14 protein-coding genes and 4 pseudogenes are annotated in these 16660 nt (G+C 72.1%); 9 read left to right on the top strand and 9 right to left on the bottom strand.

The window, feature by feature from the left end:
• Both EFK10_RS48465 and EFK10_RS06740 read left to right on the top strand, forming a co-directional pair.
• Positions 1-335 (top strand): annotated as a pseudogene (locus tag EFK10_RS48465) (hypothetical protein); the annotation flags it as partial.
• Between the two features lie 48 nt (positions 336-383).
• Positions 384-611, top strand: a pseudogene (locus EFK10_RS06740) (ionic transporter y4hA); the annotation flags it as partial.
• A gap of 173 nt (positions 612-784) precedes the next feature.
• Here the strand turns inward: EFK10_RS06740 and EFK10_RS06735 are convergent.
• The 3 genes from EFK10_RS06735 to EFK10_RS06725 are packed head-to-tail and all read right to left on the bottom strand — an operon-like array spanning position 785 to position 3320.
• Complete coding sequence (locus EFK10_RS06735) at positions 785-2011, bottom strand: Tm-1-like ATP-binding domain-containing protein (RefSeq protein ID WP_127354834.1); 1227 nt, start codon at positions 2009-2011, stop codon at positions 785-787.
• Positions 2012-2058: 47 nt separating this feature from the next.
• The gene (locus EFK10_RS06730; RefSeq protein ID WP_127354833.1) at positions 2059-2784 is read right to left on the bottom strand and encodes a YoaK family protein; all 726 of its coding nucleotides are present in this window, start codon (positions 2782-2784) and stop codon (positions 2059-2061) included.
• 11 nt (positions 2785-2795) lie between these two features.
• The gene (locus EFK10_RS06725; protein ID WP_164835857.1) at positions 2796-3320 is read right to left on the bottom strand and encodes a 2'-5' RNA ligase family protein; all 525 of its coding nucleotides are present in this window, start codon (positions 3318-3320) and stop codon (positions 2796-2798) included.
• A gap of 54 nt (positions 3321-3374) precedes the next feature.
• Here EFK10_RS06725 and EFK10_RS06720 point away from each other — a divergent pair, with 54 nt between their 5' ends.
• Positions 3375-3848 carry a GNAT family N-acetyltransferase gene (locus EFK10_RS06720; RefSeq protein ID WP_127354831.1) on the top strand — a complete coding sequence of 158 codons (474 nt, stop codon included), beginning with the start codon at positions 3375-3377 and terminating at the stop codon, positions 3846-3848.
• A 104-nt stretch (positions 3849-3952) separates the two neighbouring features.
• Positions 3953-4777 (top strand): VOC family protein, encoded by an 825-nt coding sequence (locus EFK10_RS06715; RefSeq protein WP_127354830.1) that lies wholly within the window; start codon positions 3953-3955, stop codon positions 4775-4777.
• 23 nt (positions 4778-4800) lie between these two features.
• Here EFK10_RS06715 and EFK10_RS06710 read toward each other — a convergent pair whose 3' ends face one another.
• Both EFK10_RS06710 and EFK10_RS06705 read right to left on the bottom strand, forming a co-directional pair.
• Positions 4801-7251 carry a SpoIIE family protein phosphatase gene (locus EFK10_RS06710; RefSeq protein ID WP_127354829.1) on the bottom strand — a complete coding sequence of 817 codons (2451 nt, stop codon included), beginning with the start codon at positions 7249-7251 and terminating at the stop codon, positions 4801-4803.
• A 55-nt stretch (positions 7252-7306) separates the two neighbouring features.
• The gene (locus EFK10_RS06705; protein ID WP_127354828.1) at positions 7307-7861 is read right to left on the bottom strand and encodes an RNA polymerase sigma factor; all 555 of its coding nucleotides are present in this window, start codon (positions 7859-7861) and stop codon (positions 7307-7309) included.
• A gap of 45 nt (positions 7862-7906) precedes the next feature.
• Between EFK10_RS06705 and EFK10_RS06700 the strand changes: the two genes are divergently transcribed.
• From EFK10_RS06700 to EFK10_RS06690, 3 genes are all read left to right on the top strand, one after another.
• Positions 7907-9289 carry a serine/threonine-protein kinase gene (locus EFK10_RS06700; protein ID WP_127354827.1) on the top strand — a complete coding sequence of 461 codons (1383 nt, stop codon included), beginning with the start codon at positions 7907-7909 and terminating at the stop codon, positions 9287-9289.
• A 77-nt stretch (positions 9290-9366) separates the two neighbouring features.
• A complete protein-coding gene (locus tag EFK10_RS06695) occupies positions 9367-10044 on the top strand; it encodes a DUF4232 domain-containing protein (protein WP_127354826.1) in 678 nt (225 codons plus the stop codon).
• 117 nt (positions 10045-10161) lie between these two features.
• Entirely contained in the window at positions 10162-11478 is a 1317-nt protein-coding gene (locus tag EFK10_RS06690) for a polysaccharide deacetylase family protein (RefSeq protein ID WP_127354825.1), read from the top strand.
• On the opposite strand, the gene EFK10_RS06685 is transcribed toward EFK10_RS06690, so the two are convergent.
• The 3 genes and pseudogenes from EFK10_RS06685 to EFK10_RS06675 all read right to left on the bottom strand — a co-directional run bounded on the left by EFK10_RS06685 (position 11473) and on the right by EFK10_RS06675 (position 14167).
• Positions 11473-12309 (bottom strand): class II glutamine amidotransferase, encoded by an 837-nt coding sequence (locus EFK10_RS06685; protein WP_127354824.1) that lies wholly within the window; start codon positions 12307-12309, stop codon positions 11473-11475. The two genes, EFK10_RS06690 and EFK10_RS06685, sit on opposite strands and share 6 nt — an antisense overlap.
• Before the next feature lie 195 nt (positions 12310-12504).
• A pseudogene (locus EFK10_RS49650) lies at positions 12505-12830 on the bottom strand (RNA polymerase sigma factor); the annotation flags it as partial.
• Positions 12831-12871: 41 nt separating this feature from the next.
• Positions 12872-14167, bottom strand: coding sequence for a glycosyltransferase family 4 protein (locus tag EFK10_RS06675; RefSeq protein ID WP_127354823.1), 1296 nt, complete (start codon positions 14165-14167; stop codon positions 12872-12874).
• A gap of 149 nt (positions 14168-14316) precedes the next feature.
• Here EFK10_RS06675 and EFK10_RS06670 point away from each other — a divergent pair, with 149 nt between their 5' ends.
• Together EFK10_RS06670 and EFK10_RS06665 are read left to right on the top strand one after the other, a co-directional pair.
• Complete coding sequence (locus tag EFK10_RS06670; protein WP_127354822.1) at positions 14317-15006, top strand: response regulator transcription factor; 690 nt, start codon at positions 14317-14319, stop codon at positions 15004-15006.
• Positions 15007-15008: 2 nt separating this feature from the next.
• A complete protein-coding gene (locus EFK10_RS06665; RefSeq protein WP_127354821.1) occupies positions 15009-16424 on the top strand; it encodes a sensor histidine kinase in 1416 nt (471 codons plus the stop codon).
• A 16-nt stretch (positions 16425-16440) separates the two neighbouring features.
• Here EFK10_RS06665 and EFK10_RS47075 read toward each other — a convergent pair.
• Positions 16441-16660, bottom strand: a pseudogene (locus EFK10_RS47075) (M56 family metallopeptidase); the annotation flags it as partial.

Genomic DNA, 16660 nt, shown 5'->3' with positions numbered 1-16660 from the left:
CCAGCCATGCCCCCGGGGCCGCCGCCGCGCTGGCCATCGACGGCGGACCGGTACCCCGTCGCGTACGCGCGCTGCTCGCCCCGCCGCCCCGCCGCCGGTTGGCTCCGCTGCTCGCGGGCGGCCTTCTGCTCGTCGCCTGCTGCGCCAGCGTCGCCGAAGCGACTTCGAACAGCGAGCACATGGTCGAGACCGCCATGCGCGCGGCCTGCGCCCCGGCGCACGTCCAACCGGCCCCCGCGGGCCTGCCGCACGCGGCGCCCGCCAGGCCCTGCGGGCACGGGGACCACGACGGCGACAACGTCGTCCACCCCGACCACAACATCAAGCCGGGCTGACTGGCCCAAACCACCGTAAAACGGGACAGGTCTGCCAAGCTCGCCTGCATGACGAAACGGATCCCCTGGACCGTCGCCGTGCCGCCGCTGGCCATCGTCCTGCTGGCGCTGACCTGGCACCGCAGCCTGCCCGGCCCCGTCGTCGCGGTCGTGGCGATCTTCCTGGCCGGGGCGGTGCTGGCCGCCGTGCACCACGCCGAGGTGGTCGCACACCGCGTGGGCGAGCCCTTCGGATCCTTGGTGCTGGCGGTGGCGGTGACCGTCATCGAGGTCGCCGGCCGGCGTCGAGGAAGGGGTCCAGCCTCAACCTCGCCCTCACCATCCCCGCCGTCCCCGTCGCCTCCGCCTGGATGACTGACCCTGCTGCCCGTGGCCTTGGCGCGGCGCACACGGTTCTCCTCGCCCTGATGGTCATCCCCGGGCGCGCCACGGCGTATGGGTGTTGGCGGTCAGCCCGTGATCATGGCGTGGAGGCGGTCGGCGGTGGCGCGGGCGAAGGCCGGATCGTTGATGTGGGTGTCGTATTCGAGGAGTTGGACGGTGCTGCCGCGGAGGCCGTCGCGGAGGGCGTGGAAGAGGGTGGCGTCGACGATGGGGTCGTGGTAGATGCCGCCGGGTTCGCCGAGGGTGGAGAGGCCGCGGAGGGGGAGGCAGAGGGCGGTGGGGCCGGTGGCGGCGCGGAGTTTGACGGCGATGCCGCGGCCGAGGTGGGCGGATTCGGAGGCGGTGGTGCGTATGACGGTGACGGAGGGGTTGTGGACGAGGAAGTGGCGGTCCCGGAAGCGTTCGGGGAGGGAGGCGAGGGGGCCGAACTTGACCATGTCGAGGGCGCCCGGGCTGACGACCTGGGGGAGGCCGTTACGGCCGGCGGTGCGCAGGCGGTCGGGGCCGGAGCCGAAGTGGCCGCCCACGAGGTCGTCGGCGAGTTCGCTGAGGGTGAGGTCGAGGACGCCGGCGAGCAGACCCTGCCCGGCGAGCGCCTCCATGGAGCGGCCGCCGGGGCCGACGGTGTGGAAGACCAGCACCTCGTAGCCGAGTTCGGTGAGCCTCTCGCGGGCCGCGTCAACGCAGGGCGTGGTCACCCCGGCCATGGTCGCGGCGACCAGGGGCCTGCCGTCGACGGGCGGCGGTGCGGCGGACGCGGCGGCGTAGCCCTTCGCCATCCCGGCGATCGCGTCGGCGGCGTTGGCGAGGATCGGCGCCGACACACGGTTGATCCCGGCGATGTCGACGACGCTGTACATCATCGCGATGTCGGTCGTCCCGACGTACGGCGAGACATCCCCCGCCGCCATCGACGACACCATCAGCTTCGGCACCCCCAGCGGCAGCGCCCGCATCGCCCGCGTCGCGATCGACGTCCCCCCGCTCCCGCCGAGCGCCAGCACCCCGTGCAGCCTGTGTTCCGCGTGCAGTCGCCGTACGACCTCCTCCGCGCCCCGGGCCATCTCCGTGACCGCCGAGCCCCGGTCGCGCCCGGCCCGCAGGCGGCTCAGATCGAGGCCGGCCGCGCGGGCGACCTCGGCGCGCGGGATATCGGCCGTGATGCGTGGCTCCCCGGCGACCCCGGCGTCGATGACGAGCACGTCGACGCCGCTCCGCAGCAGGCGGTCACGTAACCAGCCGTACTCCAGACCTTTGGTGTCCAGCGTTCCCACGAGCGCAACCACCGGCATAAAAGGTAGTGTTCGTCGGATTGCCGGACGTGACAAGACCGCCCGCCCTAAGCCGGGTTGACCCACGCGCCCCTCGAACGAGCCAGCGCGTACGCCACCCCCACGGTCGCCCCGAGCATCGCCACCGCCAGCAGCAACGGCAGCGCCGACCAGCCCCGCAGCGCCGCGTAGGCCCCCACCAGAGCGCCGATGAAGAGTGCGGCGGTGGCCAGCAGCCGGCGGGCCGTACGGACGCCCGAGGACTCCGGTGCCTCCGCCACCAGCGCGGTGAGCGTCCCGGTGAGGACGGTGGTCGTCAGGTCCGGTACCGCCAGCGACCGGGCCAGGGCGTTCTGGACGCCCATGGCCAGCCCGAGCAGCGCGATCAGCAGATACAGCGCGGACCCGGAGTACGGCGCCCGGCTCACCGCCGCCGCCACCAGGGCCGCCACGACCAGCACCGTATGCAGCGTGAGCGTGGCCCAGAGCATCCGCCCCCGGTGGTCACGGAAACGGTGCGTGACCCGGCCCCCGATCAGCGCCCCGACCAGGAATGCCCCCAGCGCGAGCAGCGAGGCGATCACGGAGAAGCCGGCCGCGCCGGCGGTGGCGAAGGCGATGAAGACGATGTTGCCGGTCATGTTGGCCACGAAGACATGGCCAACCGACAGATAGCTGAACGCGTCGATCAGCCCCGTGATCACGGTCAGGAGGAGCAGCACCGGCGGCAACGGCCCGTGCCGCTGATCGCGGCCGGCCAGGACGGTCCACATGTCGCGCAACAGGTTGAGCATGTGACGAGCTTTCACGTCGGCGTGACCGGGTGTGCGCAGACACGCGGCGCAGGCCCGCCGAGGGCGAACACGGTGTGGTCGTGCCAGGTCGCCCCGTCCGAGAGCATCAGGTGTACGGAGCCGATGCGGGTGGTGAGCGGGAGCGCGGGGGCGAGGTCCGCCTCGACGGCGTCGTAGACCTGCGGCGGCCGGCCGGAGGCGACGGTGAGGTGGGGGATGACGTCGGGGAAGCGGCCCTCGTGCGGGGGCGCTTCGGGCCAGCGGGCAGCGATGGTCTCGGTGAGCGCGCGCAGCGGCGCGGCGGGGACGGGGGAGAGCCAGAGGGCGTCGGGGAAGCGGCCGAAGGCGGTGAAGGTGAGGTCGACGGGCTGGTGGGCGGCCATGAGGTCGCGGAGGGCGCTCAGGGTGTCGGGCGTGAGGCGGCTTGCGCCGAGGTACGGGTACAGGACGGTGATGTGGGCCGGGAGCCCGGCTGCGGCGGGGGCGTCGTAGCGGAGGCCCCCTGACCACGACGCGATGACGCTGCTCGACCTCACCGCGCCCGACGTGGTGAGCGAAGTCGGCGAACGGACCGGAAGCGTGGGCCCGCGATGATCCGAGCCGCCCGCCCCGACGAGGCCGGACTCCTGACCGACCTCGCTCTGCGCTCCAAGGCCCACTGGGACTACGACGAGGCCTTCATGGCTGCCTGCGGTGACGAACTGACCGTCACGCCACAGGAGATCGAGTTCCACCGGACCGTGGTGGCCGAGCGTGAGCGCGACGGCCGCGTCCTCGGCTTCGGCACTCTGGAGGGTGAACCCCCGCAAGGCGCCATCGGCATGATGTTCGTCGACCCGGCGGCCATCGGTCAGGGCATCGGCCGCCTGCTCTTCGAGCACCTCCTCGCCACCGCCCGCGACACCGGCTTCAGCCGCCTGACCATCGACGCCGACCCGAACGCCGAGGCCTTCTACCTGGCCATGGGCGCTGTACGTATCGGGCAGACCCCCTCCGGCTCCATCCCCGGGCGGGTGTTGCCGCTGCTGGCCGTCGCACTCGATCGCCGCGCCGTCACGGGGTGACGACTCGCCCGCAGGCGGCCACAGGCGGGCAGTTGTCAGTGGGGGGTGCCAGGCTGGTTTCAGCAGGGATCCACGAATCCGCGGATCCACGAAGGGAGATCAGCGTGATCACCACTGACTTCGTCAAGGGCTCACCGAACTGGATCGATCTCGGTGCCCCCGATGTCGCGGCAGCGGCCGGCTTCTACGGTGCCGTCTTCGGCTGGGAGTTCGAGCCGTTCGCCCCGCAGACCGACACCGGCACGGACACCGTCCAGTACGGCGCCCTCAAGCAGAACGGCAAGTCCGTCGGCGCCATCGGGCAGCTCACCGAGGAGGGCGCGCGCTCGGCCTGGACGATCTACTTCAACACCCCTGACGCCGACGCCACCGTCCAGGACGTGCGGAAGGCCGGCGGCACCGTTCGCGTCGAACCGGGCGACGCCGGCGACATGGGCCGCATGGCCCACTTCACCGACCCGCAGGGCGCCCAGTTCGCCGTCTGGCAACCGGGTAAGGACCAGGGTCTGGACGCGGTGGACGAGCCGGGCACGCTGTCCTGGACCGAGCTCTACACGACCGACGCGGCCGCCTCGAAGGCGTTCTACGGTTCCGTCTTCGGCTGGCGGACCGAGGACATGGAACTGCCGGGCGGCTCGGGCACGTACTCGCTCATCACCCCCGCGGGCCTCCCCAACGAGCGTATGCAGGGCGGCGTGATGGAGCTTCCGTCGGAGTATCTCGCGCTCAACGGCGGCAGTCCGTACTGGCATCCGGTCTTCGCGACGGCGGACTGCGACGCCTCGGTCGCCAAGGTCACCGCGAACGGCGGCACCGTGCAGATGGGACCCGAGGACGCGGAGGGCGTGGGGCGGCTGGCCGTCTGCGTCGACCCGCACGGCGCGGACTTCGTGCTGCTCACCCCCGTGGAGCCGCCTGCGGCGGGCTGATGGCCCGCCAAGCTCAACGGCCCCTACGCCGGGCCCGGCAGGGACTGTTCAGCCCAGATGATCTTGCCGTCCGGATGGTAGCGGGTCCCCCACCGCTGGGTGAACTGGGCGATCAGGAAGAGGCCGCGGCCACCCTCGTCGGTCGTACGGGGGTGGCGCAGGTGCGGAGCGGTGCTGCCGCCGTCGGAGACCTCGCAGATCAGGGTGCGCTCCCGGATCAGGCGCAGCTGGATCGGCCCGGTCGCATGGCGGATGGCGTTCGTGACGAGTTCGCTGACCACGAGTTCGGTGGTGAAGGCGAGGTCGTCCAGTCCCCAGGCGCTCAGCCGCTCGGCGGCCATCTCGCGGGCCCGGGCCACCACCGCTGGCTCGGTGGGGAGTTCCCAGGTCGCGACCCGGTCCTCGCCCAGGCGACGGGTCCGGGCGAGGAGCACCGCCGCGTCGTCGATCGGCCTGGTCGGCAGCAGGGTGTCGACCACGCCGCTACAGAGGCCGTCCAGCGGCAGCTGGCCACGCTCCAGTGCGAGGCGCAGCCGCTGCTGCCCCACCTTGGTGTAGTCGCCCTCGCGGGACTGGCCGGCGAGCAGACCGTCGGTGTAGAGGGCGACCACGCTGCCCTCGTCCAGAGTGAGTTCGATGGATTCGAAGGGCAGGCCCCCGATGCCCAGCGCGGGGCCCATCGGCAGGTCGGGGAAGGTGACCGTCCCGTCGGGGTCGAGGATGGCGGGCGGCGGGTGGCCGGCGCCGGCCATGGAGCACTGGCGGCTGACCGGGTCGTAGACCAGATACAGGCAGCTGGCGCCCAGGACCGTGGCGCCTGTGGTCGGGGTGGTGGCGCGCTGGTCACGCGAGACCCGGCCGGCCAGGTCGTCGAGGTGGGCCAGCAGCTCCTCGGGCGGAAGGTCGAGGTCGGCGAGGGTCTGCACGGCGGTGCGCAGCCGCCCCATGGTCGCCGCCGCGTCGATGCCGTGCCCCACCACGTCTCCCACCACCAGCGCGACCCGGGCCCCGGACAGCGGGATCACGTCGAACCAGCCGCCGCCCATGCGGGCCAGTTCGTCGCCCGGGCGGTAGCAGGAGGCCACGTCGACGGCCACCTGGTCGGGGGTCTCGTGGGGGAGCAGGCTGTGCTGAAGCGCCAGGGCGGCGTCGCGCTCGCGCGTGTAGCGGCGGGCGTTGTCGATGCAGACGGCGGCCCGGGCCACGAGTTCCTCGGCGAGTCGCAGATCGTCGCTGTCGAACGGTTCGTCGCGCTGCCGCCGGAAGAAGGTGGTGATCCCCAGCGTGATGCCCCGGGCCCGGATCGGCACCACCATCGCCGTGTGCAGCCCGAGGTCGAGGAATCGAGCCGCCCGGCCGCCCGGAATATTGGTGGTCCACTCCTTGGCGAGCGGGTCCAGCCGCTCCTCCCGCCAGGACAATCCGCTGGTCAGGCACTGGATCGGCGGCGACCAGGCGTGGTAGGCGGCCAGCGCCCCGATCTCCACCACCGCCTCCGGGATCCCTTCGTGTACGGACTTCTGCCCGCCGCGCCGCAGCGTGACGGCGTCCGCGTCGTCGATTCGGCCCGCCGGTGTCTCACCGCCCCTGATCACCGGCTCCAGCAGGTCGACGGCGACGAAGTCGGCGAGGTCGGGCACCGCCACGTCGGACAGGTCCTGCGCGGTCTGAATGACGTCCAGCGTGCGGCCGATGTGCTGGCCGGCCCGGTTCAGCAGTGCCAGCCGCCGGCGGGCGCGGTAGCGGTCGGTGATGTCGACGACCGTGTAGTACACGCCGAGCGGACGACCGCCGTCGTCATCCAGACGTACGAAGGACATCGAGTGGGCCTGCTCCTGGTGCGGGGCCGCCATGGTGCGCCCCACATGCTCGTACGCGATCACCGAGACGCCGCTCTCCAGCACCTCCCGCATCCGGGCCTCGAGCAGCTCCGAGTCCAGGCCCGGCTGGATCTCCCCCAGCCGCCGGCCGAGCCGCCACCGCGCGGGCACGCCGCCGATTTGCTCCAGCGCGAGGTTCGACCACACGAACCGCAGATTCGTGTCCACGATGCCGATGCCGATCGGGGACCGCGAGACCAGCCGCTCCAGCACGGACCGGCTCATGTCCCAGCCGGTGGCGGCCGCCATGTCCGCGATCAGCGCCACCCATCCGCCGCCCGTCCCCGCCGGTACGGCCCGCACCATCACCCGCACCAGGTGGCCGTCCATGTGCCGCGCCGACAGCAGTCCCTGCCAGTCGCGGTCCCTGCGATACCGCTCGATCGAGCCGGTCAGCCTTGCCGCGTCCTCGGGTATCAGCAGGTCAGCGACCTCGCGGCCGACCACGGCGACGGACGGGTAGCCCAGCAGCCGCTCCGCGTCACCGCTCCAGCTCGTCACCCTGCCGCGCCCGTCGAGCAGCACAACAACGGCGTCCGCCATGTCGAAGGACGCTCGTTGCCGAGTGCGATGTTTGTCCTCGTCCGTGGTCACGGCCGTCCTTTCCCGCGGGACTGTATACCGTCCCCTTTCCCCCTTTTCCCCTAAATCACCCCGACGCGTCGGACAGCCACGGCCGGACCTCCTTGCGCGCCTGATGCAGGCGTGATTTGAGGGTGCCCAGCGGGATCCCGACGCGCTCGGCGATCTCGGCGTAGTCCAGCTGGCAGATGTCCCGGTAGACCAGCGGCGCCACCAGGTGGGGGTGCTCGCGCTCCAGCCGCTCCAGGGCCTCCAGCAGGTCGAGGCGGGAGCCGGCGATCACGCTGGTCGTACGGGGGTCGACCTGCTGCGACTCGTCGATGGTCACCGGCTGCTCGGCGGCCCGCCGCTTGAGTTCGCGGTACTTCTGGCGGGCGCAGTTGGCGACCACCGTGTAGAGCCAGGTGCTGAAGCGGCTGCGGCCCTGGAAGCTGTCGATCCGCCGCGCGACCTGCAACAGCACGTCCTGCGCGGCCTCTTCGGCGTCCTCGCGGCAGGGCAGGAAGCGGCCGCAGCGCCGTACGACCTCGGGCCTGATCAGCTGGAGCAGTGTGTCCAGGGCGGCCCTATCGCCGGTGGCCGCGCGCTGCGCGAGGTCCTCGGTCTCCGACGCGTGATGCACCGGTGCTCCCCTCAGGGTTGATCAGAGGGCAGGCATGATAGTCGTATGCATTCCCTCGAGCGGATCGGCCGCTACCGGCTGGAGCGACGCCTGGGCTCCGGCGCCTTCGGCGTCGTCTGGCTGGCACACGACGATGTGCTCGAAGCGCCCGTCGCGGTCAAGGTGCTGGCCGAGAACTGGGCGCACCGGCTGGACATCCGGGAGCGGTTCCTCTCCGAGGCGCGGCTGCTGCGGCGGGCCGACTCCAACCGCGTGGTGCAGGTCTTCGACATCGGTGAACTGCCGGACGACCGGCCGTACTTCGTCATGGAGTACGCCGACGGGGGCACCCTGGCCGACCGGATCGCCGAGGGTCCGCTGCCCGTCGCCGAGGCGCTGCGGCTGACCGCCCAGGCGGCGCGCGCGGCCGCCGCGCTGCACGACGCGGGCATCGTGCACCGGGACATCAAGCCGTCCAACGTGCTGTTCAGAGCCTCCTTCGGCGGCCGCGACCGGCTGCTGCTGGCCGACCTCGGCCTGGCCAAGAGTCTGGCCCAGGCCTCCGGGCTCACCCAGGCCGCCGGATCCGCCGGCTATGCGCCCCCCGAGCAGACCGAAGCCGGCGCCGGCATCGACGCCAGGGCCGACATCTACAGCCTGGGCGCCCTCGGCTACCACCTGGTCACCGGTACGGTCCCCGGGGCGCCCGGGAAGATCGTCCGGCCCGACCGGCTCTGCCCAGACCTGGCGCCGGACATCCAGCGGGCGCTGCTGCGCGCCCTGGAACCCGACAGGGAGCGCCGCTGGCCCACCGCCCCGGCCTTCGCCGATGAACTCGACCGGCTGGCCGCCGCCCTGTCGGCGCAGGAGCCCAAGGGCACCGGCCGCCGCCGCAGGACCCTGACCGTCGTCCTTGCCACCGCCGTGGTCGTGGCCGGCGCGGCCGGGGCCGGCGCCGCCCTGCTGTCGTCCCGGCAGTCGGCGACGCACGTCCGGGTGGCCGACACCACCGGGCGGATCACCGTCGAGGTGCCCAGCCAGTGGGGCCGCCAACTGCGCGCCTCCGGATGGGCCCCGAAGAGCCTCGGGCTGCCGGACGCGCACGCGCCGGGCCTCGCCGTCGCAGACGACCTCGCCACCTGGCAGAACCTCCGCTCCGAGGCCAACGGCGTCTTCGTCGGCCTGAGCGAGCACGGCGACCTCACGGGGGAGGTCCGCGCCCTCACCCACACCGGCTGCCACTACCAGGGGGCCCGCACCTACGCCGGTGAGGCCTGGCGCGGCCAGGTACGCAGCTGGAGCGGCTGCCCCGGCAGCGGCGGCTCCGTCACGGAGGCCGGTCTGGCCCCGGTCGACGGCGGAAAGCAGCCGCAGGTGTACGTACAGATCCGGCAGGACGGCGGCGACGCCACCGATCGCATACTGGATTCACTGACTATCAAGGGCTGATCGTCGCGAACCATTTCCCGTCGCCGAGCATCGGACTCTGATGACGGGACAGCGTTTGATTCTCAAGGAGAGCTGACATGGCGATCTTCCGAAGCGGCGCTCTGGCCGCGGGCGGGGCGGTCCTCGTGGGCCTGCTCACGGCCTGCGGAGCAGGCGGCAGCAGTACGGCCGGCGCCCCCCAGACCCTGCCTGGCACGGCGGGGCCGGCCTCCGCCACCCAGAGCGGGACGTCCGCCACCACGGCCGCCACGACTCCGGCGGCCCCGGCCGCGTCGACGGGTTCGACCTCCTCGAACTCTTCGACCTCGTCGCAGACCACCCGTACGGCAGCCTCCGGCACCCGCTGCCACACCTCGGACCTGCGCGCGTCGGTCGGCAAGAACGACCCCGGGGCCGGCCAGGAGAACTTCCCCGTCGTCCTCACCAACCGCTCGGGCCGCACCTGCACCGTCTACGGCTACCCGGGCGCGGCCTTCGTGAACGCCTCCGGCAAGCAGGTGGGCCCCGACCCCAAGCGCAGCTCGGGCAAGGCCACCACCGTCGCGCTGGCGCCCGGGGCGAGTGCCTGGGCCGGGCTGACCTTCTCCAACCCGTTGGTCAGTGGGGCCCACAGCACGACGCCGGCGGCGATCCTGATCACGCCGCCGGACGAGACCACCTCGCTCAAGGTGACCTGGAGCCAGGGCGCGGTGCCCACCTCGGGCAACGCCTCGTCGGTCTACCTGACCGTCCTCGGCGCGGGCACGGGCCCCTGACCGGTTTGTTTGTCATGAAGCCGTAACAGGTCCCGCCTCCCCCGACCTTTCCGGGGCCCCGGCCCATCCAACCGTTCGACCGCAGAAACGAACGACGTGGATGACTGGGGAACGAACATGAGCAGCATCTCTCGCAGGCGCCTGCTGACGGCGGCGGCCTCCGCGGCCGCCTCGGCGGGTGCACTGGGCGCGCTGTCCGCCTGCTCCTCCGGCGGCTGGACCGTAGGCGGAGCAGGGGGCGAGGGCAACGGCACGCCGGGTTCGACACCCACGGTGGGTGTGACGGGCGTGCCGGCCGCCCGGGTGACGCCGATCGGCGACGGATCCACCGCCTACACCGGCACCCAGCCCAAGCAGCCCAAGGCCGAGCGGCTCAAGGCCGGCGAGCGGCCGCCGCAGTTCGTGGTCTTCTCCTGGGACGGCGCGGGCGAGCTGAGCAACCAGCTGTTCTCCCGGTTCCGCAAGGTCGCCGCCGACCACGGCGCGTCGATGACCTTCTTCCTCAGCGGCGTCTACCTCCTGCCCGAGTCCAAGAAGCGCCTCTACGCCCCGCCCCAGCACGCCCTCGGCGCCTCCGCCATCGGCTACCTCGCCGACCGGCACATCCACGCCACCCTCCAGCAGGTGCGCTCCGCCTGGCTGGAGGGCCACGAGATAGGCACCCACTTCAACGGCCACTTCTGCGGCCCGGACGGCGTCGGCCTCTGGTCGCCCGGCGAGTGGCGCAGCGAGATCGAGCAGGCGAAGAAGTTCGTCACCGAGTGGCGGACCAACACCGGCTTCACCGACCTCGACCCGCTGCCCTTCGACTACGAGAAGGAACTCATCGGCGGCCGCACCCCCTGCCTCGAAGGCCAGGCCAACCTGCTGCCCACCGCCGCCGACCTGGGCTGGAAGTACGACGCCAGCTCCCCCGGCGGCCTCCAGACGTGGCCCGGCAAGGTGCAGGACGACAAGATCTGGAACTTCCCCCTGCAGTCCATCCCCTTCCCCGGCCACTCCTTCCAAGTCCTGTCGATGGACTACAACATGATGGCCAACCAGTCCAACGCCAACCCCCTGGGCGACAGCTCCCAGTACGACGCCTGGCGCGTCCAGGCCCGCGACTCCTACCTGGCCGGCTTCCGCCGCGCGTACGACACCAACCGCGCGCCCCTCTTCATCGGCAACCACTTCGAGCGCTGGAACGGCGGCATCTACATGGACGCCGTCGAGGAAGCCATCGGCCGGATCGCCGCGTACGACGACGTCCGGCTGGTGTCCTTCCGTCAACTGGTGCACTGGCTGGAGGCCCAGGACCCCGCGGTGCTCAGCCAACTGCGCACCCTCAACCCGGGCCAGGCCCCGGAGGGCGGCTGGGCGGAGTTCCTGGGCGCCGCCACGGACAGCGCCACGGGCGGTGCGACGAACGGCGCCACGAACACGGCGTCATGACACCGGCGCGAAGGGCCGCAGCTCGTCGTCGCCGGGCTGCACGATGCCGTACGAGCTCTCCGGCAGCTCGTTCCAGGCGCCGGGCAGGTCGGCCAGCGGCTCGGACACGACGAGGCGGGTCTCGTCGGACACGCCCTGAAGGAACGTCAGATCGGGGTGCAGGGCCCGCACCGTGTCCACCCGGCTGCTGTAGAACAGCGACCGCGAGTTGCCCTGGCTCGAGTAGCGGAAGGCCCACAGCCGTATGCCGTCCGTCACCGCGATCGTCATCTGCAACGGGTACTCCACGCCGTGCTCGCGGCCCAGCCGTTCCACCGTGCCCGCCATCCGCGCGACTGCGGCCGGCGCGTCCTGGTCCAGCCCGAAGGTCAGGGCCAGGAAGAACATCACCTCCGAGTCCGTCGACCCCTCGAGGCACGCGAACAGCGCGGGGTCGATGGCCAGACAGAGGTCGCGCCGCAGCCGCTGGAAGTCGGTGATCGCACCGTTGTGCATCCACATCCAGCGGCCGTGCCGGAAGGGATGACAGTTGGTCTGCTGGATCGCCGTACCCGTCGAGGCCCTGACGTGCGCGAAGAACAGCGGCGAGCGCACATGGTCCGCGATCTCCCGCAGGTTGCGGTTGTTCCACGCCGGTCCGGTGTCCCGCACGATCGCGGGGGTGTCGCTGCCGCTCTCCTGGGAGTACCAGCCGATGCCGAACCCGTCGCCGTTCGTCGTCTCGACCCCCATGCGGGAGTGCAGACTCTGGTCGATCAGCGAGTGCGCCGGTTTGTACAGGATGCTGTCGAGCAGTACGGGCGTCCCCGCATAGGCGAGCCACCGGCACATGGACAACACCCCTTCCGGCCGTCCGGACCGCACATTCGAGCGTAGCCGCGCCGCTCACGATGCGCCCCTTCAACAGGTCCGGGCCCGGGGTGTCAGCCCGCCTGGGACGGCGTCTTCTTGATGCCGTCGACGATCGCGCGGGTCATGACGGCGTCGGTGCAGGTGATGGCTCCGAGCTTGATCAAGCCCTGGTGTGAGGCGTTCACCTGGATCCACCTGACCGGCCACCTGTCCGCGTGGTCGGGGACTTCGACCCCCGCCGGTCCCGCCCGGGTCGCGGCGGCGGCCGCGGCCCGGTAACGGCGGTTGCTACGGCAGTGGTTGCGGGCGATGTCGGTGGCGATGCCCAGTAACCACGGCCGCAGCGATCCGCCTTCAGTCTCGACTTCGTCGCGCAGCCGCCAGAACTCCATGAAGGTGGCCGCCATGACGCCCTCGGCGATCGATCAGTCGGCGGTCAGCCGGAGGGCGTGGTTGTAGACGGTACGGGCGTACTGTCGGACAGCTCCGCGAAGGGTCACTCCTGTCGGCTGTCCGGCAGCTGTACCCGGGTTCCGGTGACTTACGTCACACGGCCTTCCACCCGCCCGCGGCCCGGTGACCTGAGCTTACGGACGGCCGCCCGGCGGGCCGTATTCAGCAGTCGGGCCCGGTGCAGCGAGTCACGCAACCGGTGCCTGGTGGAGGCGCGCAAGCGGATGCGGGCGCGTTCGCCGCGGGTCTCGCCCAGCTCGGCGAAGAGGAGTTCGTACCGGCGGGCTACGTGGTCCGGGTCGAAGCGGGCCGCATTGCTCAGGGCGGCAGCGGCCATCCCCCGGCGGGCGGGTTCGTCCTCGATGAGCCGCAGCATCGCCTCGGTGAGCGCGGGCACGTTCCGGACCGGGACGAGCAGACCGTCGACCCCGTCGTGGATGATCTCGGCCGGCCCGAGCGGGCACTCCGTACTGATCACGGGCACGCCGCAGCGCATGGCCTCCACGATCGTCATGCCGAACGACTCGGCATCCGACGACACCACGACGAGCGACGACTGCGCGAACTCCGACTCGATCGGCGAGCGCACCCCCATCAGCTGCACGGTGTCCCGCAACCCCAGCTCGGCGATGAGCCCCGCCAGACGCTCCCGCTCGGTGCCGTCGCCGTAGATCCGCAGGCGCCAGTCCGGGTGCTTGGCGGCCACGGCGGCGTACGCCTCGATGAGCAGGTCGTAGCGCTTGCCCTTGGCCAGCCGGCCGGCCGCCGCGACGACCTTCGCGGTGCCGTCGGAGGGCGGTCCGGGGGGCTCGGGGACGCTGTTGGGCAAGGCGAGGACGGGTACGCCCGGCAGCGGCATCCGCCTGCGGTAGACGGCGGCGTCCGCCTCGGTCACGGTGACCAGCGCGTCCAGGCGGCGGTAGTGCGGGGCCAGCTCGGCGCGCAGCCGCTTGGTGTGGACGTCGTGGCTGAGGTGCTCCTGGGCGATGCGCAGCGCGCCGCGCGGCCCGAAGAGGGCGAGGTAGACGTTCGCGCCCGGCCGGGTGCCGATGAACACGTCGGCGTCGCTGTACCGGAGGTAGTCCTCCACCCGGGCGTCGATGAGCCGGGTGTACTGGTGGCGCCGCTTCTCGGCGGACGGGAGACAGCGGGTGGGCTCGGCATGCAGCGGATCGCTCGCGTCGGGGCTGTCCGGCCGGTTGTCCACCAGCGGGATGAGCCGTACGCGCGGATCGACCGCGAACCGCGGCTTCTCGCGGTGCCGCATCATCGAGACAATCTCCACGTCGTGGTGGCGAGCGGCGAGCGCGGTGGACAGATTGAGCGTGGTGCGGATGGTTCCGCCGATCCCGTAGGCGTTGTGCAGCAGGAATACGATCTTCATTCGTAGTCTCTCCGGGGCCGGGGCATCCGAACGCCACGATGCCGCAGGCAGGTAAGCCCTCCGCGTGACCGAGGTGAGAGCAAGGTAAGAGGCTCTGGCCACAGCACTGCCCCCGGTCGGCCACGCCCTGGGCCGTGCACACTTGCCGGGTGAAGAACACCGTGCTGCTCGCCGAGGACGACCGGGCGATCCGTAAGTCGCTGGAACGTGCCCTGGAGCTGGAGGGCTACCGGGTCACGGCCGTGGCCGACGGCATCGAGGCGCTGGCGGTCGTCCACCGGGACCGACCCGACGTGGTCGTGCTCGATGTGATGATGCCGGGCATCGACGGCCTGGCGGTGTGCCGTGTGCTGCGCGCGGAGGGCGACCGTACCCCCGTGCTGATGCTCACCGCGCGGGTGGAGACCGCGGACCGGATCGTCGGGCTCGACGCGGGCGCGGACGACTACATGGCCAAGCCCTTCGAGGTCGAGGAGGTCTTCGCCCGGCTTCGCGCACTGCTGCGCCGGGTCGCCCCCTGGGACGATCCGGCCGAGGGCGACCTGGTCGAGGCCGCCGACCTGCGGCTCGACCCGTCCGCGCGGCGCGCCTGGCGGGGCGAGCGGGAGCTGGACCTGACCCGTACCGAGTTCGACCTGCTGGAGCTGCTGGCCCGCAACGCCGAGATCGTGCTCGACCACAGCACGATCTACCAGCGCATCTGGGGCTACGACTTCGGATCCGGCTCCAAGAACCTCGCCGTCTACATCGGCTATCTGCGGCGCAAGGTCGACCTCGAGGGCCTGCCGCCGCTGATCCACACCGTCCGCGGGGTCGGCTACTCCCTCAGGGAGCCGTGAGGATGCCCTGGGGCACTAGGATCCGCGGCTCGCTGAGGCCCGCCCCGTACGCGAGCCTGCGCACCGCCTTCGCCGTCTCCTTCGCGGCGTTGGCCGCCGTCGTCACGGTCCTGGTCGGGTTCCTCTGCTACGACGCGGCGGCCCGGCTGGTGCGCGTGGACCAGCAGCACGCCTTCTCGGCTGTGGTGGACGACCTCCACCACCAGGTGACTCAGGGGGAGCTGTCCGCGAAGGACTTCAGCTCCGACCCGGACCACGGGCCACGCGAGGAACTGACCCGGCAGATCCGGGCCGACGTCCAGATCCTCGGCCCCGGCGGCACCATCGTGGACCGGGGCAACCCGGTGCTGCCCGTGTCCTCCTCCGACCGGAGCACCGCCGACCACGGCGCGGCGGGCCACACCACCGGCTACGACACCGCTATCGGCGACGACCGCTACCGCATCTCCACCGTGGCACTCGGCGGCGGCCGGGGCGCGGTGCAGGTGGCGCAGCAGCTGAGCGACACCGACGACCTGCTGCGCAACCTTCAGAACCGCACGCTCGTCCTCATGGCGGTTGTCGTGCTCGGCGCGGGAGCGGTGGGCTGGTGGCTGGCGCGCCGGATCACCGGCCGTCTGGTGCGGCTGACCGGCATCGCGGAGGACGTGGCGCGGACTGGACGCCTCGATGTGGAGGTGCCGGTCGCGGGCGACGACGAGGTCGGGCGCCTCGGCCGCGCCTTCGACGACATGCTCGGCCGGCTCGCGCACTCCGAGGAGTACCAGCGGCGGCTGGTCCAGGACGCCGGACACGAGCTGCGCACCCCGCTCACCTCGCTCCGTACGAACGTCTCGCTGCTGCGCCGGCTCGGTGAACTGCCGCCGCAGGCCCGAGCGGAGCTGATCGAGGACATGGCCGACGAGACCCGCGAACTCACCGATCTGGTCAACGAACTGGTCGAGTTGGCGGCCGGCCACCGTGACGCCGAGGAGCCGGTGGACGTCGCGCTCGGTGAGGTGGCGGCCGCTGCGGCCGCGCTCGCCGGTCGCCGCACCGGGCGGGAGATCGTCGTACGGGCCGACGACACCGTCGTCCGGGGCAGGCCCGCCGCCCTGCAGCGCGCGGTGACCAACCTCCTGGAGAACGCCGCCAAGTTCGACCCCGCCGGCGAGGGGCCGATCGAGGCCGTGGTCGAGGGCCCGAAGATCGAGGTACGTGACCGGGGCCCCGGCGTCCCCGAAGCCGACCTGTCCCGCATCTTCGACCGCTTCTACCGGGGGCGCTCCGCCCGCAGCCTCCCCGGCTCGGGGCTCGGCCTGGCCATCGTCCGCGACATCGCCCTGGTCCATGGCGGCACCGCCTTCGCCCGCAACCGCGAGGGCGGCGGCGCGGTGATCGGTTTCACGGTCCGCCCGGCGGAGGACGGGTCGGGCTGAAAGCCCTCCGCGCGGTTCAGCGGTGCGGGCTTTCCCCCTGGGCTGTCTCGATGCTGCTGTGCAGGTCGTGCGCCGCACCCAGTGCCGACGCGCCGGACACGACGACGCAGGCCAGGAGGGCGGCGGCGACGATCCGACGGACCCGGACCGGAGCCGGCGCGATGTCCGCCCCGCGGCCGAGGAGTGCGGCCACCCGGCGCGGCACGGGGCCGGCGGTGGCGGCGAGCGCGACGCGG

The organism is Streptomyces soli (assembly GCF_003999195.1).
GTDB classification, from domain to species: domain Bacteria; phylum Actinomycetota; class Actinomycetes; order Streptomycetales; family Streptomycetaceae; genus Actinacidiphila; species Actinacidiphila soli.
This window is presented reverse-complemented; position numbering and strand designations above follow the sequence as displayed.

Coding starts and splice junctions, on each gene's coding strand:
- EFK10_RS06695 (WP_127354826.1), top strand. CDS start 9,367: ATGGCGATCTTCCGAAGCGGCGCTCTGGCCGCGGGCGGGGCGGTCCTC.
- EFK10_RS06690 (WP_127354825.1), top strand. CDS start 10,162: ATGAGCAGCATCTCTCGCAGGCGCCTGCTGACGGCGGCGGCCTCCGCG.
- EFK10_RS06720 (WP_127354831.1), top strand. CDS start 3,375: ATGATCCGAGCCGCCCGCCCCGACGAGGCCGGACTCCTGACCGACCTC.
- EFK10_RS06675 (WP_127354823.1), bottom strand. CDS start 14,167: ATGAAGATCGTATTCCTGCTGCACAACGCCTACGGGATCGGCGGAACC.
- EFK10_RS06685 (WP_127354824.1), bottom strand. CDS start 12,309: ATGTGCCGGTGGCTCGCCTATGCGGGGACGCCCGTACTGCTCGACAGC.
- EFK10_RS06700 (WP_127354827.1), top strand. CDS start 7,907: ATGCATTCCCTCGAGCGGATCGGCCGCTACCGGCTGGAGCGACGCCTG.
- EFK10_RS06665 (WP_127354821.1), top strand. CDS start 15,009: ATGCCCTGGGGCACTAGGATCCGCGGCTCGCTGAGGCCCGCCCCGTAC.
- EFK10_RS06735 (WP_127354834.1), bottom strand. CDS start 2,011: ATGCCGGTGGTTGCGCTCGTGGGAACGCTGGACACCAAAGGTCTGGAG.
- EFK10_RS06730 (WP_127354833.1), bottom strand. CDS start 2,784: ATGCTCAACCTGTTGCGCGACATGTGGACCGTCCTGGCCGGCCGCGAT.